Origin of the sequence: Microscilla marina ATCC 23134 (assembly GCF_000169175.1) — a bacterium.
Lineage (GTDB): Bacteria > Bacteroidota > Bacteroidia > Cytophagales > Microscillaceae > Microscilla > Microscilla marina.
Genome location: NZ_AAWS01000006.1, coordinates 105,666 through 131,414 on the forward strand (window position 1 = coordinate 105,666; position 25,749 = coordinate 131,414).

Below are 25,749 nucleotides of genomic sequence, written 5' to 3' on the forward strand. Positions count from 1 at the left end.
CTGGAGTAATGCTGTTCAACTGTATTTTATTAATAGTAGTAATAATAAATAGCACCTCCACTGGTAGTATTATTACCTGCATCTGAAGACCCACCAGGATCTTCTGGGCAAGGGCATTTACCGCCTGAAGTTAGTGCTAACTGTGACTCTGACAGCTCACAATCTGTGAATGACTCGAATGAATTTTTCATCTTTAAGCAACGAATTAAAAGTGTACAATATAAATGGTGTATTTGTATTATTGGGTGTTTTATCAGGGTTCTTTACCTCAGCTAAAGCACAATCTGTAAATACATCTGAAATTTACAAAAAAAATTACGAAAAAGCTCGAAAACTCAGACACAAATACCCGGATAGTACAAAAATATTCGCCAACCGAGCTTTATTATCTGCCAGCAATAATGATCAAAGGGCTGAGGTATATTGCTTGCTTGGAAAAATGGCTAAAGCGCAAGAGTGGAACAATACGGCTATTCATTACTATCAACAATCGCTTAAGCTTTATACCAACGAAACAAGTAAAAACAAAGTCAGACTGGCAATGATAGCTCCCTATCGTCGTCAGAAGAAGTATAACACTGCTTTAAGGTTAGCTAGGTGGGTAACAAAACATGCAGAAAAAAAAGGGGAACTGGGCAATCTCAAGAACAGTTATTCGTCGTTGGGGAATGTGTTTTATAACCTAAGCCAGGCAGACACTTTTTCTATCAAATGGATTGACTCTTCTTTACACTATCATCGCAAATCAATTGAGTTAAGGAAAAAATACTTCCCTCGCACTCAAGCTATGGCGTATTATAATTCTAGTTTTGCTTATGAAGCAATTTCGCCCGATTCTGCCATACATTATACACAATTAGCACTGCAACAACCTAACCTTGAGACTTACCATAAAGCTTTGTACAACATTCGGTTGGCGCAAATTTATTACAAAAAAAAGGCGTTTAAATTTGGTAAATACTACTTGAATAAAGCTCAACAAATACACTATCAAGACCTGAATTTGCAAAACATGTATTGGTTTTACAAAGCTATGATTGCTTTGTTTCAGCAAAACATTAGGGAGGTCAAGCAAGGATTCAATAAATATGATTCAGTCATTAGTTTGCTTCGTAACAACGCACAAAACATGGCTGACCAAAAAGGACTCACAGAAATGATCAGGGAAGATTACCAGGACGCCTGCAATGCTGCCATGCAAATGTACAAACGTACTAAAAATGAGGTGTATCTGGGGCTAATCAATCAATACAAAATCAAAAAACAGCAAGCAAGTAAAAAATACATTCGTACACATTTGCTTATAGAAAAACAAGACAGCCTACTATTGAGTAAAGTATACTCAACCGCCGAACTGAGAATGACAAAACCTACTCTTGAAACCCAACTAAGTAACGAAAATACACAACGATGGATTTTTTGGGGCATTATGATCATCCTCATCATGTTGGGCGGTATAGTTTGGTGGTATCAATTGCAGCAAAAACAGGCAATGCCTCCTCCTGCAGAACAACCGCAACTAATGATTACCAACCAAAAGTTAAATACCAAACTATTGAGTTCTTTGGCAGAGCAAAACGAGTTTGAAAAAATATTATCATTGCTCAACACCCACCTGGGGAACGATACCCTGAAACATTATACTCAAAACCTACCCAATGATGTCACATTGAGTGCACAAGAAAAAGTATACCTTAAACTACTGTCAGAAGGTTTTAGTCAGTGGGAGATTGGGCAAATGCTTAACAAGAACAAGCGAAGTATTATAGAGTGGGATAAAAAACTTAAGCAAAAGCTGAACAAAGTTCAATAAAATTGATTTTATTTTTCTTTGTGGAAAAAATAGGTAATTTTGGTTTTAATCCTTGTAAATTACAACCTTGCTCAATTCACCCCTGCTGTGCTTTTATACCTGTTGATTTATTATTGCATACAACAGGTAATTAAGCCTTACCTAATATCAAATAGCTTTAAAATAATGATGACGGGTAAGACCAATACTTGCTCTATACAGCTATTTTGTATGCTGTAAAAAAAAATAATTTATCAACGGTGTATTGTTGCTTGCTGTCAAACTTACTTGCTCGAAGCTACCAAATGTCTAGAGAGCAAGAGACTCACCATATAAAAGAAAGATCATCAGCAATAATACAAGAATAAAAAATAGCGTAAAGCACTAAATTACATGTGGCTCATGCCAACAAAAACAAGTGAGATGTTCTACAATTTCACTTTTTTTCGTTATTTGGAACAAAAAATATTAAAAATTGCAATATAAGCACTTGATTTTGAAGTAATTATTTAATTTCTTACGAAGAATATTTGCGATAATTTTTTTTAATAAATTAAAGGATGATTAAAATGAAAAAGTTTGATACCCTAGAGGATGCTTTCCAACATTTTTTGGACAATGTTTACCCTAAACTAGCACCTGAAAGAAAGATTAAATATAAGGATGCTCGTTATGACTTTCTTAAAAGAAAATCTATCTCTCATAACAAAATAGAGTCTATTTTAGGGGACTATGCAACCATTAAAATGGAAATTACATTCGAAGACTAAACACCTTTGTACAATCTCTACTTATGACATAAAAATATTTGTCAATTGACAGACAAAAAGCCCGCTTATATATAAGAGTGGGCTTTTCTTTTGCAACCTTCCTTAACCCACCCCAGGCACCACATTCACTTTTTAACTATTCAACCAATTTCCCTTCAGTATTTTGAAAAAAAACTATCTCCTTTCATTGCATACAGACAAAGCAGTTGAGTATCTGAGGCTTTGCCACAAAAGGTAAATACAAACTTTATTCAAAGTTAAAACAGGTGAGACACTGTTATGCTGTAAAAATCAACGGAAAGCAAGCCATTAATACAGAAAAACTTAAGAAAAGAGCAAACAGATAGGTTTAAACAACTGTTAAAGTATATAATTATAAGTAGCAGCAAGTAATTAACTATAGGCGACAGGCAAGGGTAACTCACTCATAATATGGCTGTTACACCTACTCATTAGGTATATTTAATTCTACCTCGGTACTTAAATCATTCATAGATATAAAACCAACTCTTATTTTTTTTGATATTATGGCACAACCCAGTACATTTTTGATAGAGGCTTTACGCAAAACAGCGGATAAACTTGCCAAAGGGGCTCCCTACCAATGGGGGCACATGGGCAGTTGCAACTGTGGCAATCTGGCGCAAGAAATTACCCAGCTTAGTAAAGCCAAAATACACGAATATGCTTTGCAAACCCGTTTTGGTGATTGGTCGGAACAAACCTCAGAGTTTTGTCCCACCAGCAACTTGCCTATGGACATAGTCATCAGCGAGATGCTCAATGCCGGGCTTACCCGTACCGATCTTAAACACCTTGAGAAACTATCGGACAAACAAGTGCTCAAGAGATTGCCTGCCAACAACCGCTACCTCATGCACAACAAACGCGACGATGTAGTAAAATACTTGCGTACCTGGGCAGATTTGCTTGAAGAACAGTTGCTCGAAAAAATAAACATCAAGAATGTAGTAGTGCCTGCTAAAGTGTTGGTATAAGGTTAGGGAGCAAACAAGAAATAACCTACCCATTTTGTAGCTGCTCTTTTGCCCCAAGACTTTGTTACTTTTTGCAGCCATAGCTCTGCTATGACTTTAAAAAGTGCCGCGTCTCAGAATAAAATAGCTAGCAAAAATCCAGTATCCTATTTTTAATTGCTCCCTTACTTTGTTGTATGGGTTGATTGACTTACACCACATTTATTATTAAATTTCATTACGAACTAATGAGGATATATATGAAAAAAATATTAAACGGCATCGATCAACTCATCAACCACCCCATCTACCAATTAACTGTGAGCATTTCATTAATTGCAGTCAGTATCTATGACATGGTGCATGTGGTTGTCAAAGATTTTATTCACTTACGTTTACACAAAGATCATTTCATTATTTTGATAGGTGTACTCATGCTTATCAATGCTCTTAACACGTTGTTTAAGGGCATTAGAGGGATAGAGAAAGACATAGAAGAGGAAGAAGAACACACTACTACAAGTGCTAAATAACGTTAAAATAGATAGAATGTGCTCAATGCTTTGTAACTTTGCATTCTATATCTATTTTTTCAGACTTGCCTGTAGCTGCACCCTGTTAGATGCGGGTAATGTTTGATTAAGGAACGTGATCGCAATAACTGTCCGGTTTAGAACACATCCTCTTTCCTGACTTTCGTTACTTTTATTGTCCGTGGTACCATCCCACGGTCTGGCTCAACATCCCCCGGATGTTGCCTTGCCCGCAAAAAGTGCCTCAGTCAGCCTTGAGTTTATGACCTCAATCTCGACACTTATTTTGAACATGTTCCTAAACATTATTTACTATGTTTAAGACTACCGAAATAACATCTAACGAGATAGTTTCTGACAATCCTGTTCACCAAAGATTGACTTTTGCCTACGAAGAGGCTATCAAATATGTAAGTGGCAATTTGCTGGAAATAGGCTGTGGCTTTGGTCGTGGGCTGGAAACTTTGCAAAAAGTATGTGACCAGTATACTGCTATAGACAAAAATGATAAGTTGATAGCCTGGCTATCAGAACAATACAAAGATTTTACTTTTCTTTCGCAAAACATCCCTCCTTTTACTGGGCTACAAGACAATACTTATGATTTTGTGGTTTCTTTTCAAGTAATCGAGCACATCAAAGACGATCATTTGTATTTGAAGGAAATCAACCGGGTGCTGAAGCCAGGTGGCAAGGCTTTGATCACTACTCCTAATATTAAATATTCGCTTACGCGTAACCCTTGGCATATTCGTGAATATACTGCACAAGAGCTTGCCACGCTGATGGGGAAGTATTTTAGTCAGGTAGATACCCACGGAGTAAAAGGCAATGAAAAGGTGATGGGTTATTATAACCAAAATAAAAAATCGGTAGAAAAGATTACTCGTTGGGATGTTTTTAACCTACAGTATCGTTTGCCACGCCAGGTACTACAGGTACCTTACGATATTTTGAATAGAATGAACCGTAAGAAGTTGCAGAAGCAGGATAATTCGCTGGTAGCACAAATCAATTTTGATGACTATTACCTAAGCGATCGCCCCGACGAGAGTTTAGATTTGTTTTATATAGCTACTAAATAGTCGGGAGTTTTTAGTTGGAAGTCGGTAGTACTGACGCAACTATAAGATCTTTACTAAAGAAATACATATATAAAAACCAAAGCTTCAGGCACCTCACCTGAAGCTTTTTTCATGTCTTTACTTTTGCAACCATTCCAACATTGCCCAATCGTTGCGAATGAGCTGGAGGTGGTCTTCTAAGAGTACCCAATGATTTTCGGCTTCGCGTGCATTTATACAATGGTTTTCACGAAGAAGCTCGAGAGAGTCTTGCCCCAATGCTATCAGGTTTTCAAGGCGACGTTGAAGACTATAGCGAATATTTTCGACAAAAAGAGCGGTTTCAACGTTCAATTGGGTTTGATTATTCAAGGGAGCATGTTTACTTTGCATTGTTCAAGTTATTTTGATTTGAATACAAGCCTTTGGGGGATTCTCACGTCACTACCCAAAGGCTACTTTTTTACCTCAAAAGCATTGCAAAGATAGTAAAAAAAGAAATAAATTTCACGTCTTATTTTTCCTTTTTAAATTCTTTGTATCCATACTTTTCAAGCACAGGCATTAACTTGTCTAAAGTTTTTTGAGTTAAAGGGCGTCCCCCCATCAAAATAGCATGCAAATAGCTGTTTCCTAACCCTGCTTCTTTATTCACCGCATTAATGCTCAATGCCGAGTACTCTTCAAAAAATGCTTTTAGTTCTTCTATGGTCATGTTTTTATAGGTAAATGGTGAGACTGCAAAGGTAAGGAAAAATGAGAGGCAAGGGAAGTTGATTTGGTACAGGTCTGAAGAGGTGAGAAATAAGCCTAAAGTAAAAAACGAGACCCTAATAGAATCTCGTTTTTTTTTCCTAACCACAAAGCTTATTAAATATCTTTGGTTATCATAATATTCAAACCAAAGACCAAAAATATTTTTTTTACTTTAAAATAAAAACATAAAACACTGTAAATCAAGTCAATAAAATTCAAATATTTTCCATTTCCAGGAAATGCACCTTTCTAAATATTGCTTTTTAATACGAAATAACGTAACGTAAACGATATTTCGTTAGGCATCATCTGTTTTCACAAAAAATGAACAGGTAATCTGCATAATTCATCTCGATTTAAGCCATTTTATTTAATTTGCCCCTTCATAAAGTATAAATCAATCTGAAAAACATGAAAAACAAACTACTTCATTTACTGAGTATCGCAGGGCTGTTGTTGGTGTTGGTAAGCTGTGGAGATAGCAATGATAATAAAGAGAATGGTGACTCTACCAAAACCCAAGATACCTCTCGAGCTACTTCAACTACTAAAAATATGGAACTAAAAAGCGTAGATGTACACACTTTTGCCAAAGCTAAAGAAGCAGTAATGACTGACTTGGCATTGGACATTAAGGTTGATTTTGACAACAAAATCATTGCTGGTAAAGCTATTATTACCTTAGACAATAAAGCTAAAACAGATGAGCTATACCTAGATACCAAGGAACTAGGCATTAATAAAGTAACCATTGGCGATGATGAAAAAGAAGCCAAGTTTACATTAGAAAGCACTATAGAACACTTAGGCAATGCGTTGGTGATAGATATTAGCCCTGATACTAAAAAAGTAACCGTATATTATCAAACTAACCCACAAGCTGAAGCATTGCAATGGTTGAGCCCCCAACAAACTGCGGGCAAAAAACACCCTTTCTTATTTACTCAGTCACAGGCTATTTTGGCGCGTAGTTGGGTACCTTGTCAAGACAGTCCCGGTATTCGATTTACTTACTCGGCTAAGATCACCGTGCCTAAAGGCTTGATGGCATTGATGAGCGCAGAAAACCCTGTAGAAAAAAATGCTGAGGGAGTGTATAATTTTAAAATGCCTCAGCCTATTCCGGCTTATTTGCTTGCTTTATCGGTGGGCGATTTGGCTTTTGGTAAAATAGGCGAGCGTACAGGGGTATATGCCGAACCAGCCATGCTGGACAAGTGTACTTATGAATTTGCCAATATGGAAAAAATGCTTGAGGCGGCTGAAGGCATTTATGGCAAGTATGAATGGGGACGCTACGATGTAATTGTGTTGCCCCCAAGTTTTCCTTTTGGAGGAATGGAAAACCCACGTTTGACTTTTGCTACACCTACTATTTTGGCGGGTGACCGTTCGCTTACTTCATTGATAGCCCACGAACTGGCACACTCATGGTCGGGAAACCTAGTGACCAATAAAACCTGGAACGACTTCTGGCTAAACGAAGGCTTTACGGTATTTTTTGAACGAAAAATTATGGAAGCACTTCGGGGAGAGTCTTACGCTGAAATGCTTGCCAAGTTAGGACTCCAAGATTTGCAGGAAACAGTCAAAGAGCTGGAAAAAGAGGATACTAAACTTAAGCTTGCCCTCAAAGGACGCAACCCAGACGACGGCATGAACGACATTGCATACGAAAAAGGCTATTTCTTTTTGAGACTCATTGCTGAAACTGTGGGCAAAGAGAAGTTTGACGAGTTTTTGAAAAACTACTTTGCCCAATATAAATTCCAATCTATGGACACCGAAGGTTTTCTTGTTCATTTGAAGCAAGCATTGCCGGAGGCAACCAAGCTCAACTTAGACGAATGGGTATATCAGCCTGGTTTACCTGCCAACTGCCCTAAAGTAAAGGCTACTCGTTTTGAAAATATTGACAAGGCGTATGCTGCCTGGGAAGGCGGTAAAAATCCAGCAAAACTTGATACCAAAGAATGGAGTACCCACGAATGGTTACACTTTTTGCGTAAGCTACCTACTAAGGTAGAGTTGGCAAAACTTAAGGAACTGGATGCTGCATTTAAATTGACCCAATCGGGCAACTCTGAGATAGCCGCCGAGTGGTTGAGTCGGGCAGTGCCCAGTGGATACAACGAAGCGTACCCAGCTCTTGAGAAATTTTTGATAAATGTAGGTCGTCGTAAGTTTTTGGTGCCTTTGTACAAATCAATGATTACGACTGAAGAAGGCAAAGCATTGGCAAAGCAAATATATGCCAAGGCACGCCCCAACTATCACTCGGTGAGTTACAATACTATTGATAAATTGCTTAAATAAAGTTTTAATGCTGAGTTTTATGAAACTGCCTTGTTAGTACAAGGCAGTTTATTGGATTTGTCAGGTAGATCTTAACTAAGTTGGAGAACCAAACGTTTGACCAGAAAACGGTTACCAACTAAATATGATGACGATGACAAAACAACTATTTTTTCTCTTACTGGTAGGCATGTTCTTTAGTACTATCAGCGCCCAGGCTCAATGGCGTAACAAATACAAGTGCCACAACTTTTATGGTAATGGTATTACAGAATACATTATTTCTAAGTCTGACAAAAATAACTCTAAAGTAGCTGAGTATTGGTATTATACCTCACGCAACGCCAAGCGTATCAAACTGGTGGTATTGAGTACAAAAGAAGTAATCAGTGGTATGGAAGGCACAACAATAGTCAAGGTGAGGTTTCCTAATGGTAAAACTATATACACACTAGAGTTTGTTCCTGGTGGTTTGTATTGCTTGGCTCCTAATGGCAAAAAACAAGCATATACATATATACCAAATTAACCTATGACTTAAAAAAAGGCTTTCTGACGTATCAGAAAGCCTTTTTTTAACTTATGGACATTTTGACCTTGTATTGTTGTTTGTTATTTTTTTCTCAAATCGGCAAGGTGAGTAAACAAGTTTTTCTCGGCTTCGCTCAAGTCGGTAGGCAAAGCTACCCTAAGAGTAATGTATAAGTCGCCAAAATCACCTTCTTGTTTATATATAGGAAACCCCTTGCCCCTCAGACGCATCTTAGTGCCGTTGGCAGTTTCGGGCTTGATTTTAATTTTCACGTTTCCTCCCAGTGTTTCAACCTCTATATTTCCCCCCAACAATGCAGTGTATAAATCTACTGGCACATCGGCATATAAATCGGCACCTTTGCGTTCAAATACCGGATCGGGATGAATCCGAAAAGTTATATACAAGTCCCCCTTTTCGCCGCCAAAAGCGCCAGGCGCTCCTTGTCCTTTCAGACGAATTTTTTGACCATCATCTATGCCCGCCGGAATAGTAACGCGTAAACTTTTGCCGTTTATATCTAAAGTACGTTTGTGGGTTTGGTACACATCGCGCAGGTTGAGCTCGAGTTCAGCCACCATATTTTCGCCACGGGTACTGCGGGTACGTCTGCCCCCGCCAAAACCACCACCACCGCCAAATAAATCATTAAAAAAGTCGGAGAAATATTGTGAATCGAAGCCCTCACTATCATAAGTAAACGGGTCTCCCCCAGCTCCAGCATTTTTCCAATTACTGCCATACTGGTCGTACTTGCTGCGTTTTTCGGCGTTGCTTAACACTTCATAGGCTTCGTTTACTTCTTTAAACTTACGTTCTGCCTCCTTATTACCTTGGTTTACATCAGGGTGATATTTGCGTGCTTGGTTGCGGTAAGCTTTTTTTATCTCTGCTTCGCTGGCATTTTTGCTTACCCCCAACACCTGATAGTAATCTATATAACTCATATTGGTATCTTCTGTAATTTGGTCTATAGTCTTTGATTATATTGCTTATTCAAAAGTAAACAATATGCAATATAACCTTGTTTGACATTGATTAGTGACAAGTCGAGCTAATTTAATCATTGATATAATAAAATTGCAACTATCTAAACGTTTGCATCTTATTATATTACAAAAACAATGTGTCATTCGCCAAATTTTGTAGTAAAACCAACAAATAAACCATTGGCAGTCAATATTTCGAGTGTAGAAATACTCATCCTAAGCTTCATTTATACTACATATTGAAACATCATTGGCAAAATAATAGTTTGATAAACAAGCATTTAGCAGATTGCTCACACTTACCAAAAGAAATAAGGTCAAATTTCAGAAATGACGCCAGATATGCGTAAATTAACCATTATAAAGGTCTAAACTATACGATATTTCACAAAAGGCATCACTAAAATCGATTGATTAACTCAATGAATATTAAAACAGCTATTTACATTCTATTACTGTTTATTACTTCATCATCAGGCTTTGCACAACTACAACATTCACCTCATATCAAGCAATATACTACCGACAATGGATTGCCTCATAACATTGGGTTTGATGTAATCCAAGACAGCAAAAATTATATTTGGCTTGGTACCGATGATGGGTTGGTACGTTTTAATGGTAAGCGCTTTAAGACTTATCGAAGCGCTGATGGCTTACTGAGCAATTATATCATCAACCTGACAGAAAGCAAAGAGGGTAAACTATGGATTGGCTCGTGGAAAGGTGGGCTCAACTATTTATACAACGACTCTATTTTTACCCCTAAACTTGATTACCCACTTTTTCGAGTATCTTATGTAGGTGTTCAGGGTGATAAACTGTGGCTATCTGACCGTAGGTCTACACTATACCCTTATACTTATAAAAACAATGAATGGAAGTTTGGCCATCGTAAAAAATCCACTTTCCTGTACCAAACCAAGGATTCTTTCCCTAGATACAGCCATTATATACCTCCGTCTGAATACTCAAAATCAGGTTATACACGAAAACTAGATTATACCCAAGCCTATCTTACTACCACCAAAGCTATGTTATTATTTGGTTCACTTCCAGGAGTATGGCAATACCATAATGACACAACTTTCAGTCGTTTTTACCCTAATATAATCAAAAATGATACAGTATACGACATTTCTCAAGACGCTAACCAAACTTATTGGGTAAGCTGTAAAGGTAAAATTTTAAAAATAGATGCGGCAAAAAATGTAGAGGTGATTCAAAAGGGATTACCCAATCAAAATATTACCAATGTAGAGGTGACTTCTTCAGGTAAAATCTATTTTATTACAAACTATATCAATCTCAACAACCGGGGATTTTATAGCTATGACCCTACCACAGCCACTACGGTTGACCTTAAATCCAAACTTGGATTAAAGGTATTGCCAGTAGCAGTAAAAGTAGATCACGAAGATAATGTGTGGCTTATTACCAATGGTGAAGGAGTGTACTGTATGTTATCTCATCCTTTTACCAATTATGACAAACAAGATGGACTTACAAATATTTTTGTAAATACAATTAATGAAGATAAAGAGGGAAACATTTATGTAGGTACTATCAATGGGGTATTTGTTTATAAAAACAATGTTTTTTCAAGAAAGTATTTACTTGGGAAAAATGCTTCAGAGGAAGTAAACAGCATAATAAAAGATAAAAACCAATCATTATTGATTAGCATTTTACAAAATATTAAGCAAGGTTCACAAAGTCACCTATTCAGGAATACAACGAAAAAAGTTGAAAAACTCAATATCCAGTCGTTTAGTAAAAGCCCATACCTTGATAGTCAAAATAAAATTTGGACATTTCAAGATAATACTATTGTTTTTTGTGATTATTCTGAGACCAACTCTTTTTATACCAAGAGCTGCAAACTTGGTAAAGACCTAATGATCCATCAAGTATTAGAGTACCAAGGCAAACATTGGTTAGCTACTAATAAAGGGCTTCTTGCCTTTAAGCATACCATTTTAAGCAATAATAGTCTGGAGATTACCCTTACAGATACTCTTAATATAGCTGATGGTTTGAGCAGTAATTTTATAAACCAAGTAGCCATAGGTAAAAAAGGAGCACTATGGATAGGCACCAAAGAAGGAATATGTAAGTGGGTCAATGGAACCATAGCGTGTTTTGGCACTTCAGACGGGCTGGTATCTAACAACTGCAACCAGGTACTGGTAGATCATCAAGGTATTATATGGGTGGGTACTTCTAAAGGCTTGTCTCGTTTTGATGGCAAGCAATTTATCAACTATACCCATAAAAATGGACTCATTGCTTCTGATATTAACTGTTTGTTTTTAAGCAATAAAAAACAACTTTGGATAGGTACAAGTAAAGGAGTATCCAGGTTAGACCTTAGTAAACCCTTTAAGAAGGCGGCACCGCCCAAACTATACATAGAAGATATTCAGGTCAACGGCATTGATCAGAGATTAAATACTCCCCTTCAGGTTAAATATCACTCTTCCCTTAAGTTGTACTTCTCAGCATTGACTTATACCTACAACGAAGGGGTTCGCTATCAGTACCGACTCAAGGGAGATAAGTGGCAAGAAACCAGCCTAGCTTTTGTAGAGTACAGCACCCTTACCAAAGGAACCTATACGTTTGAAGTAAGAGCCAAGAAGTTTAACAGTGTCTGGTCTGCATCTACTAAAATAGTATTTGAGGTAATCCCTCCTTTTTGGGATACCTGGTGGTTCAAAGTATTGGTAGGTTTAGGCTTTGTTCTACTGGTATACGGCATTGTCAAGTGGCGGTCGCAACAACTGATAAAAGATAAACTTAAGCTAGAACAAGTAGTAGTACAACGAACTTTTGAGCTTGCCCAACAAAAAGAAGAAATTGCTTCACAAGCAGAAAAGCTTAAAGAAATGGATCAAATAAAATCTCATTTTTTCTCTAATGTTTCGCACGAACTTCGTACGCCACTTACTCTCATTATTGGTCCTGCCGAACAAATACTTCATTCGGCTGAAAGCACTACCACCCAATCTCACTCAAAGTCTATATTAAGCAATGCCCAACGCCTTTTAAAGCTGATTAACCAACTGTTAGACTTCTCTAAACTAGAAAGCGGCAAACTGATTTTACAACTTAAAACAGGTAAATTTCACGTTTTTTTGAAAAACATTATCTATTCTTTCGAGTTGCTTGCCAATCAAAAAAACATTGGTCTTAAGTTGCTATTGCATCAAGAGGAGATAATGGGTGAGTTTGACCATGACAAGCTTGAAAAAGTGTTTTTTAATTTATTGTCCAACGCACTGAAATTTACTCCCGAAAATGGCTTGGTTACAATAGAAGTAAAACAAAAAGAGGAGATGGTACAAATCAAGGTATCGGATACAGGGATTGGTATCCCTCCTCAGTCACTGCCTTTTATATTTGACAGGTTTTATCAGGTAGATGGATCACAAACCAGAACACACGAAGGTACTGGTATTGGGTTGTCACTGGTAAAAGAACTGTTGGAACTACACGGAGGCAATATAAAAGCAAGCAGTGAAGTGGATAAAGGCACCACATTTTTTATTCAACTCCCCATTGTTTGTCACTCTTCAAAAGCAATGGCTCCTACAAAAGAAACAGCTCTCACGCTGACCGACCCAGTAGATATAAATACACAAGAAGATCAAACACCACCTCCTTTGCCAGTTGAGGCAAGTCATACCGTATTGGTGGTAGAAGATAACCATGAACTCCGACAGTTTATAAGGACAGAACTAGCCGTTACTTATCAGGTAATAGAAGCAGCAGATGGCGTAGAAGGTATTGAAAAAGCTAGCAACCAACTGCCCGACTTGATTATAAGTGACCTGATGATGCCAAAAGCTGATGGGTTGGAGTTATTAAGAACACTTAGAAATAACCCACAAACTTGCCACATACCTATCATTATTTTATCGGCAAAGGCATCTTTTGAGAGTAAAATTACTGGATTAGAAACTGGTGGAGACGACTATCTCACAAAACCGTTTAGTCCTAGAGAGCTTGTGCTTAGAATAAAAAATACACTGGAAAGAAGGGAAAAACTAAAAGAGGCATTTATGCAGCAAATGGCCAAGCCAGAGCTTGTAGTAGAACCCTCTCAGGTAACGGCTACTTCTATGGATGAAGTTTTTTTGACAAAAGCGCTTGATACAGTAGAAGAACACCTCAATAATACAGGGTTTGATGTTTCAGCATTTAGCAAAGAAATGGGCATGAGTCAATCGGGCTTGTTCAAAAAACTCAAGGCTATTACTAATTTATCTACCACTGAGTTTATTCGTACTATTAGGCTTAAGCGAGCGGCTTCGTTGATTAAACAAAAAAGTGGCCGTATCGAAGAAATTGCGTTTCAGGTAGGTTTTAATGATGTATCTTATTTTAACCGTTGTTTCAAAAAACAATTTGGAGTAACCCCAAAAAAATACCAGTAACTTTGATGAGTTATTGGCAAATACCCCTCACAATCAACCGACAAACAACATTTTAATACAAATTACAGATATGTCTGGTTTTTTTCAACATACGTCCAAGTATCCCTACCAGGTTTTACCTTCCTTTGCATCATCAAATAATACAAATAACTGGTCGGTTATCAAACTACAAATTGCAAGTATGGAGCTTGTCTTGTCTTTTTAAGTGTAAGCAAAAACAGTGATTTTTATCTCCTGTTGGTAACCCACTCTTAAAAGTCAAGATAAGTGATGATATAAGATAAAGCATATTACAAAAGCAGTGATGATTTATCTTCAATAAGTGACTCAAATTTTGAAAGATAAAGGCAAGTTGAAAGGCTTGCCTTTTACTTACTTGTTGGTTTGTAACGAAGTCCGGCTAACCACTTATTTTACTTAAAACTTAACCAGTATTCATCAGTGAATTTAGACGCTATTACCCAAGGTCATTTGGTAAAAAGAGCCATACTTGACCAAATCATTACTCAGGCTCGTTCTCAAGTACAAGCCACTAACAGCATTTACAATCAATTTAAAAACCTGCTGGACCCTATGGAAACCTGGCGGCATGGGCATTATCGTAACCTTGCTTGTATGCTTGATATGTCCATCAATACTCTTAAGTACTATGTACAAGAAGGAGATCACCTCAAACAAAACAACAGAAAAAAAATATTGCAATTTTTAGGGTACTCTCCAAACAACTGGGACACACTCGAACAAGAAGCCATATTTAAGTTACTGGCAAAAAAGCTGAGTGTATAAGACACGAACCTAAATTTCAACTCCAAATATTCTTTGCCAAAAAAGTTAAGAAAAAAAATCACAAACTGTTGATTATCAAAGTTTTTATTTTTTAAATCTTGGTATAAAACCATTGCTTGACCTCCTACTTTTGCAATGTCAAATATAAAGACATTGTACAGTGAATCTCTTGGGAAAACGGGTAAAACGGTGCTAAACACTTAATTATTTTTTAGCACTATTTATCTATGTAAACAATGAGGGTCAATCATTTCAAACAAAACCAGATTTAATATTTCACTTATGAAACGACAGTTATCACTCCTCTTAGCAATGGCATGCTTTTGCATAGCTGGTTATGCTCAAACTAATGGTAGTTTTGAAAACCTTACAGGAACCAACCACGGTTTTGCTTTTTCAGCAGGGCAAGTAGTTGGCTGGAAACAATCGCATGGAACACCCAGCATTGCAGGTGGAGCGCCTGGTCAGGGAAACCGTTCCGCTTGGATGTGGTCTTACTCTGGCAGAGGCGAGGGTATTGTTCAACCGTATAGTTTCGCGGCAGGGCGTACTTATACCGTAAGCTTTTGGGTAAGAACCAATAATCCTGATGGACAGTTTTATATAAAAGCTGCCAATGGTGTACCCAATGGAACCTCTAGTAGCATACCATCGGTCAGTAGTCAAAAAACGATCTACAGCGCAGGATTGGTTTTTCCAAACTGGACCAAAAGAACCGTTACATTTACAGCTACCAGCAACTACTCTCAGCTGTGGATTTACCCCCAGCTTAATAGTTATCCAAGCAATGGACAAGCAGAGTTGATGATGGACGGGATCAGTATTTCTACGTGCACTCCTGTTTCTGTATATGTACCTAACTATAGCTTTGAGAGTTTGACAGGTACTAACCATGGTTTTGCTTTTTCGGCTGGGCAAGTAACTGGCTGGAAACAATCGCACGGTACGCCGAGTATTGGTGGAGGAGCTACCGGACAAGGAAGTCGTTCGGCGTGGATGTGGTCTTACTCTGGCAGAGGCGAAGGCATTGTGACGAATGTGGGGCTTCAAAGTGGTAAAACTTATAAGATCAGGTTCTGGGTAAGAACCAATAATCCTGATGGACAGTTTTATATAAAAATTGCCAACAATGTGCCTAGCGGAACATCTACCTCATCTACTATACCATCGGTAAGTAGCCAACAAACCTTATATACTTCTGGCTTGAACTTCTCAAACTGGACAGAGAAAACAATTATTTTTAGGGCTAATAACAACTACTCTCAGTTATGGATTTACCCTCAACTTAACAGTTACCCAAGCAATGGGCAAGCAGAGTTGATGGTAGATGGAATCAGAATTGAGACTGTTTGCCACAAAAAACCTGTGATATGGCCATTGCCTATCAAAGATATTAAAGAACTAAAAGTAGCTGTCTATCCTAACCCTACTACTGAACGTATTTCGGTCACTTTACCTACCGAGACAGAGGAAGCTACCATCACGCTTTATGACTTGGTCAGTGGTAGAAAAGTAGGCACATTTAAGGCTACTCAAATAGACAACGAATGGAGCATACCTGAGCACATCAAAGGTGGGTTGTACCAAATGGTAATCACTGATGCTAAAAACAATGCTACCAAATCTATGAGGTTAGTAGTAAACCGTAAATAAGTAGCATTTACTTACCTATAATATTAATATTTAACCCCTTGTTGTGAACAACAGGGGGCTTTTTATATCTCATTTTACAATTGATTATGAAATTTGTGATTAAATATTTGCCCATTTTATTCTGTACATTATTCATTTTTACGGCTTGTAATAAAGAAGCAACCCAACCCGATAACAATGACTTGCCACAAACCAAAAGTAAACAAACGTTAGATTGTAATATTACTTATTTGACAAGTACTTTTAAGGAAATGACCGTAGGCAACACTGTTACAGCCAGCATTAGAGGGGGCAGAGTGGATACTAAAGTCAAAACTTTTAGTTATAATATAAGCAATGCTACCAATGCCAACAGAACTTACTTAAAAATAAGTGGTTTTGATGATGGTTGCTCTTGTTACTCTCCTTCTGACGATGCCAACGGTTGCAAAAGGTTGGTTATAAAAGATAAGTATGGCAACGTAGTACTCAATACACTTTGTCAGCCAGTAGATAAATTTGTAAAAATTTCAGGTACTCAATTTTCGGTCATCCTCAATGTGCCTTGTTGGATTGGTGGGAGCTCAGAAGTAAACATTGAAGCAATGGATTGGTAGTTTTAAATATTACTTTACACGCTATTAAAACCACGCCTTACTTATACAAGCAGGGCGTGGTTTCAGCTATTTTAACGGTTGAGTTGCTTACCTATTGAACTCAAAAAATGACAGGACATGTGCCTTTTCCTTGTTATTATCCTATGCAAATAGCAAAATATCACAAAACACTTCGCTTTTACAGCAACCCTATAAGTCAACAATACGTTTTTCTAAAACAAAATCTCATTACTTGTCCTCTTCATGGGTAAGGTTAATCCTTAAAAATCAGTTTTCACCTAATTTCATTCCTTATGATTATTTATGAAAGTCAGTTCATACAAATAGAATTTTTCAAACAAAGTAATTCATCACTGGTCACCTGGTCATCTAAGTCTATAGATATGGATGAAAGCATCTATAAAACAGAGATGATGAACTACCTTCAGGCGACATTGAAAGCTAAACCAGATCGAAGTATTATTGATACTCGCCTGCTTAACTTCCCCATTTCTCCTGAGCTCCAAGCTTGGACTAATGAGGCATTCTTCCCTCCGTTATTAAGCATTGGCTTGACAAAAGCTGCATTTTTAGTCAGTACAGAGTTTGTCACCCAGCTTTCGATAGAACAAACCGTAGAAGATGCTGAAGATAATCCATTCACTACCCGGTATTTTGATAATTTAGAAGAAGCTAAAAGTTGGCTCTTAGCCTTGTAACTTCCAAAACAGGCAAATAATGCTGGTGTAGCATTATTTGCCTGTTTTCATTCATTAAATATACAGTACTGTCCACTGCTGTTTAGCCAGCCATCAAGTCTAACACCTTAACCACTAAATATCTAACTTATTAACCTCAAAAAAAACGAATCAAGTTCGGCTTGACACATCTAATACCAAAACTTCCAGTAAACAACCGCTTTAAACGAGCTCTAAAAGAATTTTAAAGCTGAAACAGCAAAAGTTCAAGAAAAACCACTAGTGTTATTTATTGGGCAACAATAGATATACCTGCCTTGTTGTATGTAGTTATTTTGAATAACTTTATCTATCAAGCAAAACTACTACTATTTACTACTTCTTTGATGAGAATTACTGTAACTATAGCTTTACTATCAACCCTTTTACTAAACGGCTGTGGGGTGTTTGCCCAGCCCCAGTTCAACGTAAAACACTATACAACTGACAACGGGTTGCCCCATAACATAGGCTATGGGCTACTGCAAGACCGTAAGGGGTATATTTGGATTGGTACTGATGATGGCTTGGCACGATTTGATGGAAAGAGTTTTAAAGTCTATCGTACTGATGATGGCTTATTGAGCAATTATATCATCGATATAGTAGAAGATCGCCAAGGAGTACTGTGGTTGGGTAGTTGGAAAGGTGGGGTTAACTGTATAAAGGACGATTCAGTATTTACACCGACGCTTAACAAACCTCTGTTTAGGGTAGCCTATATTGCCAAGGATAAAAATCAACTATTTTTATCAGATTTAGGTAATACAGTACGTCATTACACCCTCAATAAAAACCAATGGCTCAATCGTCCTTCTGGCTTAGTTTACCTTACTCACGACACTACTCTTACCTATGCGCAGAAGAAACAAACTAAAAAACTGATCAATGTACTCAATGTGCAAATACACTTGGCAAGTGATGGTACACCTTTATTTTTTGGCAAATTCCCTGGAGTTTGGCAATACCAAAACGACCAAATTTTTACTCCTTTTTGCAGCAACATTATTCGCAATGATTCTATTACTCACCTTTCGCAAGATACCCAAGGAAGGTACTGGTTGGGGACTCAAGGCAAAATACTGATAATTGATGCCCAAAAGCAATTGGATAAAACATACCATCATTTGCCCAATGAAAGTATTTATAGCATAAAAGTAGCCTCTTCGGGCGTGATTTACTTTCTCACTAACTATCACAAATTTAGTCATCGAGGGTTTTATAGCTACAACCCAACCACTCAAGAACTAACTGATTTAAAAAAAGCCCTCAAGCTCAAAACAACCCCTGTTGCCATAGAAATAGACAAAGAAGATAATGTATGGCTCACTACCAACGGCGATGGAGTGTATTGTATTAGTCCTTCATTGTTTCAACACTACGATCAAAAAGATGGCTTACCCAATGTCTTTATCAGAAATGTAAAAGAAGATAATGCTGGTAACATATACGTAGGTACTATTGATGGTTTGGTGCGCTACCAAAACGGGAAATTTGTCAATCAACAAGTACTTGACCATTCCTCTCGCTATCAAGTACTTAGAATGTTTTTAGATCGCCGCCACAATGTTTTGACATCAGTAGCTCCTTCAGAGTTGAATACTTCCAATAACATATTTTTGTATAAAGTAGCACACAAGACATCAACAAAACTCTACAATGCTTCTTTTTATAACCCATCATATGTAGACCAACAAAACCGCCTCTGGAGCTTTACTAACAAAAGTATTTTTTGGTATCCTTACCCAAAAAAATCACCGTTCAAAGTCCCTTATTATTATTTTAAAAAAGGGCTGATAGTCTCACAAATATTTGAGCATGAGGGGCAACACTGGCTTGCCTCTAACCAAGGTCTACTGGCTTTTGATACGCATAAGCGTCCAAATTTACGTTTTTTAGATACCCTCAACACTCGCCAGGGCTTGATTAGTAATGATGTAAATGTGGTAAAAAAAGCGCCTGATGGGGCATTATGGATAGGTACCAAAACAGGGTTGTGTCGCCTTAAAAATGGACAAATCACTTGTTTTACTCAAGCAAAAGATGGATTGATACATAATAACTGTACCCAACTAGAGTTTGACCGATATAACCGTTTATGGATAGGCACTCTTCAGGGTTTATCGTGTTTTGATGGACAAAGCTTTATCAATTATAGCCATAAAACAGGACTCATTGCCTCTGACATTAACTGCTTGTTTGCTGATAGTAAACAAAAACTTTGGGTAGGTACAAGCAAAGGCATATCGGTGTTAGACATTCGTGCATCGCTCAAAAGAATTCCCCTTGCCAAGGTATACATAGACCAGCTTCTACTGAATGATGTGCCACAAGAGATTCATTCTACACTAAGGGTTAATTATCCCTCTAACCTCAAAATCTATTTTAATGCATTGAGCTATACTTACCCCAAGGGCATAAGGTACCAATACCGTTTGAATAAGGGCAAGTGGAAAAACGTCCCCCAGCAAGTAATAGAGTACAACGCTTTTGAACAGGGGAATTATATTATTGAGATAAGGGCTAAAAAATTTAACAGTGGATGGTCACTGCCTAAGAACATTTTGCTCATTGTACGCCCCCCTATGTGGCTTACCTGGTGGGCAATCAGCTTGTACATTATAGTGGGGTTATTTATGATGTGGGGGGTGATCAGGTGGCGGTCAGCCACATTGGTAAAAGAAAAACTAAAGCTAGAACAGGTGGTCGTTCAACGAACTTATGAGCTTGCCCAGCAAAAAGAAGAAATTGCTTCACAAGCCGAAAAACTCAAAGTATTGAACCAGGTACAGTCCAACTTTTTTTCTGGCATTTCGCACGAGTTAAGGACCCCACTCACGCTTATTGTAGAACCTGCCGAAAAGCTACTACAATATAACCAAGAAGAGCCTGGGAAAAGGTATACACAAACGATACTTGGCAATGCCCAACGATTGCTCAGACTTATCAATCAATTGATGGATTTCTCGAAATTGGAAAGTGGTAAAATGACTTTGCAGCTTAGTAACAACAGTTTATACCAGTTGTTGGTAGAGGTAATAGCATCGTTTGAACTGCTTGCCCAGCAAAAAAACATTGAGCTTAAGCTTACTGCATCAAATCAGGCTTTACACTATAAGTTTGATCACGACAAGGTCGAGAAAGTAGTTTTTAATTTAATTAGCAATGCCCTAAAGTTTACCCCAACACAAGGAAACATAGAGGTTCATTTGTGGCAAAGCCCTGATGAGGTAAAGATCACTGTTACTGATACAGGCATTGGCATTGCTCCTGCAGATTTGCCTTTTGTATTTGATCGTTTTTATCAGGTAGATGGCTCTACTACCAAAAACTACCCAGGAACAGGCATTGGGCTTGCCTTGGTAAAAGAGCTGGTAGAGCTACACGAAGGCAGCATTGAAGTAACCAGCCAGGAAAACAAGGGAAGTACATTTGTGGTGAAGTTCCCCTTTACCTCAGTCAGTGCTAGTGAGGGCATCTCAGTAGTTATTGATACTCCACTGTATGGTACACCAGTAGCCTCTACCCCACTAGCAAATGCTTCTCCTGAGCCAGGTAGCCAGCCAGGTACTATCAACCTGCCTACAGTATTAGTCACAGAAGATAATTCTGAGTTACGGCAATTTATTGCCTCTGAGCTCATCGGTACTTATCGAGTAATAGAAGCCACCAACGGGGCAGAAGGCATTGAGCGGGCAATCAAGCAGTTGCCCGACTTGATTATCACCGACATTATGATGCCTCAAACAGATGGTTTTGAGCTGGTAAATACACTCAGGAACAACCCTGCAACAAGCCATATTCCTATCATTATTTTATCGGCTAAAGCCTCTCCCGAAAGCAAGCTCAAAGGGTTAGAAATCGGGAGTGATGACTACCTTACCAAACCATTTAGCTCAAAAGAACTCTTGCTAAAAGTAAGAAACATTATAGGCAGAAAAGAAAAACTATGGCAGGTTTTTCAACAAAGCCTGACTAAACCCAACCTACCTATTGAACCTTCGCAGGTAACTGCCACCTCTATGGATGAGGCATTGCTACAAAAAGCACTTGAAATAGTAGAAGTTCACCTTAACAATACCGCCTTTGATGTTACACTTTTTTGTCAGGAAATGGGCATGAGTCGCTCTAGTTTGCACCAAAAACTCAAGGCTTTGACCAATATGTCTACTACCGAGTTTATCAGAAGCATTCGGCTAAAAAGAGCGGCTTCATTGATTCAACAACAAAGTGGACGGATAGAAGAGATTGCATTTCAGACAGGCTTCAATGATGTATCTTATTTTAACCGTTGTTTTAAAAAACAATTTGGGATGACGCCAAAAAAATACCAACAACCAAATACATAACATACTCAATTACAGTAATTTAAAAACACTTACACATATCTTCAATTTTTCTATACATACGTCCAAGTCTCCCCATTTTTTTTCCTCTTCCTTTGCATCGCTAACCTACTGAGGCTACAATCATAACTTATGGAGCTTCAGGTATTAGTGTTGAATTATTTAACATTTATTAACAAACAAAACATAATTCATTATGCAATCTGTATTTAAATACCTTTTAGTTTTTGTATGCGCTGCTTTTATATGTGTATCATGTAATAGCACTGAAGAAGTAAACCCTGCTACTCAAAATACACCTGAAGCTATCAGTAGTCGTGTGACAGATGATATACTACAAGCTGGTGACGTTGTAACCCCAGGCATTAACAATGGAACCATTACTTATAGCTATCAAGTAGAGGGTAACTCTAACACCAGTAGAACCTGGATCAAGGTAAGCGATTTTGCGGAAGGCTGTTCTTGCAGTAGTGACTGCCCAAGATTAATCATTAAAGATATAAATAATAATACCATACTGGATACTAACTGCCAGCCACTTACTAAGTATGTACGAGTACCTGGCAACTATTTTTCTGTAACCATATATGATCCAAGTTGGATGACAAGCAACGGCTCTGATGTTAACATTCAGATTCAGAGCTGGTAGTGATATACCACCCAAAACCTCATAGGACTTGTTTCTTACGAGGTTTTTCATCATATCTATTGGTTCTAACAAGCAAAACGTAACTCATTATGCAATCTATGTTCAAATACCTTTTAGTTTTTGTATGTGCAGCTTTTATATGTGTATCATGCAATACTACCGAAGAGGTCAAGCCGGAGGCTCAAACATCTACTATTAGTAAAATAAATCAACGTTCTACCTGTAGATTAATTCCTTCAAGTATGCTTCCACAAAACATAACCACAGGTCAAATTGTCACGCCATCTGTTACAGGTAACGGTTCTAATACAATACTCAAAACATTTACTTACACAGTAACTAACCCACGTAATGCTTCCAGAGTATGGCTACATGTAAAAGATTTTGTTGATTGGTGTGGCGCTATAGATAACAACGATAGTTCTCCCTATACTACCCTGGTGATTAAAGATGCTAATGGCAACGAGTTGTATAACCAAAGTTGTGAAGTAGCCAGGTATGTAAAAGTACCAGGTAATAAATTTACTGTCACCCTGAAAGTACATTGTGCACTCACTATCACCCCAGAAGCCAATATTGAAGTAACCAATTTGTAATCAAATTAAGTAAAGGGTTATATACAATGACCTAATACTATCTAAAACCTAACTATATCAGCGATGCTTCTCCTCTGAAAGCATCGCTTTTTTTTGTAATAAATACAATTCTATGAGTTATCAAATATATTACATGTACACAGCCCCTTATACTACAGGTGTTGTCACATTATTATCATTTATTTTTATCATCGTTATATTACTCGATCTGGCAAAGGTATCTGCTGCTTTATTCTCTGATTTTGAAAAATATAAAGCCAGAAAAGCTATGATAAAACCAATGGTAAAACACAAAAGTAAAATATTGAGCTGGGGTGGCACACTATTAATAGGAGCCTTGGCTTTTACTCATTATTTCTTATCCGAAACAGAAACAAACCTCAAGGCAGGAGGTGTTATGTTTGGGGTAGCACTTGGGGTGGGAGTTTTATTTTTGATTGCAGGCTTAATCCATGCTTATCTTCAACCCAAAATAGAAAGTAAGAAAGGGTTAGTCATTTATTTTATTGTTTTGTCATTATTGTGTGGAGTCGTTTTGTACGCTACCTATGTTTTTAGCATAGTGCAACACCCCGAATTGATGGAAAAATGGCAGGAGTTACAATCAATAAATATACAAAACCCACTTTTTGTGGGGGTACATAAAACTGCTTATTTTTCTTAGAAATCAGTACCCATTGTAAAATAAGAAGATTCAAATTAATACTAAACCAGCGTATTTTACAGGATAACTTGTCAATTATCCTAAAAATAGAAATAACATTATCCGTTAAGTGATCTGGAAAAAATAAGATGTGCCAATTCAAGAAAATATATTGTTCTCAGACGATTCAAAAAAAACGGTGCATAGCCAAAGCTATGGAGCTTTTTTTTTGAGAAGAATGAGGGCAATAGATACACTTTAATGGCTCAAATTATTTATGAAAGATCACTAAAGTTGATCAAACTGTTGCTAACAACATGTCATAAAATAAGTATCCAACTAAACGGTGTTTAAGCACAGCCTTAAAAACCCGATAATTAATTGTTATATGAAGAAAAAGGCGAAAGTAGAAGCTAAATATATATTTCCTCTAATTTGTTTACTTGTAGCCATCTGTGTAGGTATTATTTACTTATTTGTAACGGGTATTATCGATAGTAATCCTGATACTTCTTATGGAGTATTAATTCGAACATCCTCTGGTTTAAAGCACCAAGTCGAGCTCTATAGTACATTTTTCTGGATAACCACCTTGATTGGCTATACTATATACATAGTAGCCAAAGGAATTAAACAAAAGGTGAAATTCACTTTTAAAGAACTTAAAACTTATACTCAAGAAGTACTGATGGGTTTTGTAGGTGCTTGGTTCTTTACTCTTCTAATGTTGGTCAGTGCATTTAGTAGCTACAACCAAAGCTTTAAGGAAGTAATAAAAACAGAAACAATTTATATAACAGCAATAAAAAGTCGAGTAAAACACCATGGGGGCAACAGAGGTAGTTCGGCTAAAACATATTATTATATTTCTACCAACTCCAAAAATAAGGCGTTTAAAAAAATTACTACCTCTAGTCTTTTTTATGGTTCGCTTCGAGAAGGGGTTCCTCTCGTAGTAAACTCATATCGTGGAAGGCTAAATTATTCATTTTCGGAGGTCAAAATTCCCAAAAGATACATTAACAAGGACTTGATTAATTTGAGGGGAAAGGCACTCCAAGGTTTTCTTAATCAAAAGGCTATCCCAGTTTATGTACTTTGGTTTGCGCTTATGGCAATACTTTGGCTCTTCATTTTTCTCTTGATAGCTTCACCAAGCTATAAGGAAAAAGCAAAGTTAACCTATAAAATCTTGTTAGTATTAGGGCTATTTCCACTCCCATTCGAGCTATACTTTTACTTTTTTAGCTACAATACATTTACTGCCACTATCATACTCGCAGCATTTTGGATGTCGATGGTATTATCTGCATTGCCAGGATCTATACTAGTGAAACAGATACTTCCTTTGATCATAAAGTTTCAAGCAAAAAAAAGAGGGGTATTGATATACTATATTTCAGTCTGTATTATTTTTTTAAGCCTATTGGCAGGGTTATTCATTTATCTCATCTACTTTATTGCCAAGCTCCGAAATATAGAGTTGTTTTAACTGTTCAAAATAGACTGTATGTTTACAAATGAATAACCCCCACAAAAATCGCTTTTTGTGGGGGTTAAAAAACTATGGACTACTGACTACCAACTAATCTACATGCTTCGTCTATACTGCCCACC

Annotated in this window: 21 protein-coding genes; 17 read left to right on the forward strand and 4 right to left on the reverse strand. The window is 37.4% G+C overall.

What is annotated here, in order from left to right; all coding sequences use genetic code 11:
* Positions 1–29 precede the first annotated feature (29 nt).
* Positions 30–191, reverse strand: coding sequence for a hypothetical protein (locus M23134_RS40980; protein ID WP_157558373.1), 162 nt, complete (start codon positions 189–191; stop codon positions 30–32).
* Here M23134_RS40980 and M23134_RS06575 point away from each other — a divergent pair.
* From M23134_RS06575 to M23134_RS06595, 5 genes are all read left to right on the forward strand, one after another.
* The gene (locus tag M23134_RS06575) at positions 179–1,813 is read left to right on the forward strand and encodes a hypothetical protein (RefSeq protein WP_002694743.1); all 1,635 of its coding nucleotides are present in this window, start codon (positions 179–181) and stop codon (positions 1,811–1,813) included. The two genes, M23134_RS40980 and M23134_RS06575, sit on opposite strands and share 13 nt — an antisense overlap.
* A 548-nt stretch (positions 1,814–2,361) precedes the next feature.
* A complete protein-coding gene (locus M23134_RS06580; RefSeq protein ID WP_075163997.1) occupies positions 2,362–2,562 on the forward strand; it encodes a hypothetical protein in 201 nt (66 codons plus the stop codon).
* 527 nt (positions 2,563–3,089) lie between these two features.
* Positions 3,090–3,560 carry an aldo-keto reductase family protein gene (locus M23134_RS06585; protein WP_002694745.1) on the forward strand — a complete coding sequence of 157 codons (471 nt, stop codon included), beginning with the start codon at positions 3,090–3,092 and terminating at the stop codon, positions 3,558–3,560.
* 239 nt (positions 3,561–3,799) lie between these two features.
* The gene (locus tag M23134_RS06590; RefSeq protein ID WP_002694746.1) at positions 3,800–4,072 is read left to right on the forward strand and encodes a hypothetical protein; all 273 of its coding nucleotides are present in this window, start codon (positions 3,800–3,802) and stop codon (positions 4,070–4,072) included.
* Positions 4,073–4,386: 314 nt separating this feature from the next.
* A complete protein-coding gene (locus M23134_RS06595; RefSeq protein WP_002694747.1) occupies positions 4,387–5,157 on the forward strand; it encodes a class I SAM-dependent methyltransferase in 771 nt (256 codons plus the stop codon).
* 117 nt (positions 5,158–5,274) lie between these two features.
* On the opposite strand, the gene M23134_RS06600 is transcribed toward M23134_RS06595, so the two are convergent.
* Entirely contained in the window at positions 5,275–5,529 is a 255-nt protein-coding gene (locus M23134_RS06600) for a hypothetical protein (protein WP_002694749.1), read from the reverse strand.
* Between the two features lie 121 nt (positions 5,530–5,650).
* Positions 5,651–5,851, reverse strand: coding sequence for a hypothetical protein (locus M23134_RS06605; protein ID WP_002694750.1), 201 nt, complete (start codon positions 5,849–5,851; stop codon positions 5,651–5,653).
* A gap of 452 nt (positions 5,852–6,303) precedes the next feature.
* Between M23134_RS06605 and M23134_RS06610 the strand changes: the two genes are divergently transcribed.
* Together M23134_RS06610 and M23134_RS06615 are read left to right on the forward strand one after the other, a co-directional pair.
* Positions 6,304–8,208 carry a M1 family metallopeptidase gene (locus M23134_RS06610; protein ID WP_002694751.1) on the forward strand — a complete coding sequence of 635 codons (1,905 nt, stop codon included), beginning with the start codon at positions 6,304–6,306 and terminating at the stop codon, positions 8,206–8,208.
* Positions 8,209–8,341: 133 nt separating this feature from the next.
* On the forward strand, positions 8,342–8,716 hold the full coding sequence (locus M23134_RS06615) for a hypothetical protein (protein ID WP_002694752.1): 375 nt from the start codon (positions 8,342–8,344) through the stop codon (positions 8,714–8,716).
* 83 nt (positions 8,717–8,799) lie between these two features.
* On the opposite strand, the gene M23134_RS06620 is transcribed toward M23134_RS06615, so the two are convergent.
* Positions 8,800–9,666 carry a DnaJ C-terminal domain-containing protein gene (locus M23134_RS06620; protein WP_002694753.1) on the reverse strand — a complete coding sequence of 289 codons (867 nt, stop codon included), beginning with the start codon at positions 9,664–9,666 and terminating at the stop codon, positions 8,800–8,802.
* Between the two features lie 464 nt (positions 9,667–10,130).
* On the opposite strand from M23134_RS06620, the gene M23134_RS06625 reads away from it, so the two are divergent.
* The 10 genes from M23134_RS06625 (at position 10,131) to M23134_RS06670 (ending at position 25,624) form a co-directional block, all read left to right on the forward strand.
* On the forward strand, positions 10,131–14,147 hold the full coding sequence (locus tag M23134_RS06625; protein WP_002694755.1) for a hybrid sensor histidine kinase/response regulator transcription factor: 4,017 nt from the start codon (positions 10,131–10,133) through the stop codon (positions 14,145–14,147).
* 441 nt (positions 14,148–14,588) lie between these two features.
* Entirely contained in the window at positions 14,589–14,933 is a 345-nt protein-coding gene (locus M23134_RS06630) for a hypothetical protein (RefSeq protein WP_002694757.1), read from the forward strand.
* A 282-nt stretch (positions 14,934–15,215) separates the two neighbouring features.
* Positions 15,216–16,586: a T9SS type A sorting domain-containing protein gene (locus M23134_RS06635; protein ID WP_045113131.1), complete on the forward strand. Its 1,371-nt coding sequence runs from the start codon at positions 15,216–15,218 to the stop codon at positions 16,584–16,586.
* Between the two features lie 86 nt (positions 16,587–16,672).
* Positions 16,673–17,182 carry a hypothetical protein gene (locus M23134_RS06640; RefSeq protein WP_002694759.1) on the forward strand — a complete coding sequence of 170 codons (510 nt, stop codon included), beginning with the start codon at positions 16,673–16,675 and terminating at the stop codon, positions 17,180–17,182.
* A 293-nt stretch (positions 17,183–17,475) separates the two neighbouring features.
* Positions 17,476–17,880 carry a hypothetical protein gene (locus tag M23134_RS06645; protein WP_045113132.1) on the forward strand — a complete coding sequence of 135 codons (405 nt, stop codon included), beginning with the start codon at positions 17,476–17,478 and terminating at the stop codon, positions 17,878–17,880.
* A gap of 365 nt (positions 17,881–18,245) precedes the next feature.
* The gene (locus tag M23134_RS06650) at positions 18,246–22,247 is read left to right on the forward strand and encodes a two-component regulator propeller domain-containing protein (protein WP_045113133.1); all 4,002 of its coding nucleotides are present in this window, start codon (positions 18,246–18,248) and stop codon (positions 22,245–22,247) included.
* 193 nt (positions 22,248–22,440) lie between these two features.
* On the forward strand, positions 22,441–22,893 hold the full coding sequence (locus tag M23134_RS06655) for a hypothetical protein (protein WP_002694766.1): 453 nt from the start codon (positions 22,441–22,443) through the stop codon (positions 22,891–22,893).
* A gap of 89 nt (positions 22,894–22,982) precedes the next feature.
* On the forward strand, positions 22,983–23,489 hold the full coding sequence (locus tag M23134_RS06660; protein WP_045113134.1) for a hypothetical protein: 507 nt from the start codon (positions 22,983–22,985) through the stop codon (positions 23,487–23,489).
* Positions 23,490–23,601: 112 nt separating this feature from the next.
* The gene (locus M23134_RS06665) at positions 23,602–24,153 is read left to right on the forward strand and encodes a hypothetical protein (protein ID WP_045113135.1); all 552 of its coding nucleotides are present in this window, start codon (positions 23,602–23,604) and stop codon (positions 24,151–24,153) included.
* 367 nt (positions 24,154–24,520) lie between these two features.
* Positions 24,521–25,624, forward strand: a complete 1,104-nt coding sequence (locus M23134_RS06670; RefSeq protein ID WP_002694771.1) for a hypothetical protein — start codon at positions 24,521–24,523, stop codon at positions 25,622–25,624.
* Positions 25,625–25,749 lie beyond the last annotated feature (125 nt).

Bases quoted from the DNA above. Each gene is read 5' to 3' on its own strand.
- M23134_RS06575 (WP_002694743.1), top strand. From the start codon at position 179: ATGAATTTTTCATCTTTAAGCAACGAATTAAAAGTGTACAATATAAAT.
- M23134_RS40980 (WP_157558373.1), bottom strand. From the start codon at position 191: ATGAAAAATTCATTCGAGTCATTCACAGATTGTGAGCTGTCAGAGTCA.
- M23134_RS06580 (WP_075163997.1), top strand. From the start codon at position 2,362: ATGAAAAAGTTTGATACCCTAGAGGATGCTTTCCAACATTTTTTGGAC.
- M23134_RS06585 (WP_002694745.1), top strand. From the start codon at position 3,090: ATGGCACAACCCAGTACATTTTTGATAGAGGCTTTACGCAAAACAGCG.
- M23134_RS06590 (WP_002694746.1), top strand. From the start codon at position 3,800: ATGAAAAAAATATTAAACGGCATCGATCAACTCATCAACCACCCCATC.
- M23134_RS06595 (WP_002694747.1), top strand. From the start codon at position 4,387: ATGTTTAAGACTACCGAAATAACATCTAACGAGATAGTTTCTGACAAT.
- M23134_RS06600 (WP_002694749.1), bottom strand. From the start codon at position 5,529: ATGCAAAGTAAACATGCTCCCTTGAATAATCAAACCCAATTGAACGTT.
- M23134_RS06605 (WP_002694750.1), bottom strand. From the start codon at position 5,851: ATGACCATAGAAGAACTAAAAGCATTTTTTGAAGAGTACTCGGCATTG.
- M23134_RS06610 (WP_002694751.1), top strand. From the start codon at position 6,304: ATGAAAAACAAACTACTTCATTTACTGAGTATCGCAGGGCTGTTGTTG.
- M23134_RS06615 (WP_002694752.1), top strand. From the start codon at position 8,342: ATGACAAAACAACTATTTTTTCTCTTACTGGTAGGCATGTTCTTTAGT.
- M23134_RS06620 (WP_002694753.1), bottom strand. From the start codon at position 9,666: ATGAGTTATATAGATTACTATCAGGTGTTGGGGGTAAGCAAAAATGCC.
- M23134_RS06625 (WP_002694755.1), top strand. From the start codon at position 10,131: ATGAATATTAAAACAGCTATTTACATTCTATTACTGTTTATTACTTCA.
- M23134_RS06635 (WP_045113131.1), top strand. From the start codon at position 15,216: ATGAAACGACAGTTATCACTCCTCTTAGCAATGGCATGCTTTTGCATA.
- M23134_RS06640 (WP_002694759.1), top strand. From the start codon at position 16,673: ATGAAATTTGTGATTAAATATTTGCCCATTTTATTCTGTACATTATTC.
- M23134_RS06645 (WP_045113132.1), top strand. From the start codon at position 17,476: ATGATTATTTATGAAAGTCAGTTCATACAAATAGAATTTTTCAAACAA.
- M23134_RS06650 (WP_045113133.1), top strand. From the start codon at position 18,246: ATGAGAATTACTGTAACTATAGCTTTACTATCAACCCTTTTACTAAAC.
- M23134_RS06655 (WP_002694766.1), top strand. From the start codon at position 22,441: ATGCAATCTGTATTTAAATACCTTTTAGTTTTTGTATGCGCTGCTTTT.
- M23134_RS06660 (WP_045113134.1), top strand. From the start codon at position 22,983: ATGCAATCTATGTTCAAATACCTTTTAGTTTTTGTATGTGCAGCTTTT.
- M23134_RS06665 (WP_045113135.1), top strand. From the start codon at position 23,602: ATGAGTTATCAAATATATTACATGTACACAGCCCCTTATACTACAGGT.
- M23134_RS06670 (WP_002694771.1), top strand. From the start codon at position 24,521: ATGAAGAAAAAGGCGAAAGTAGAAGCTAAATATATATTTCCTCTAATT.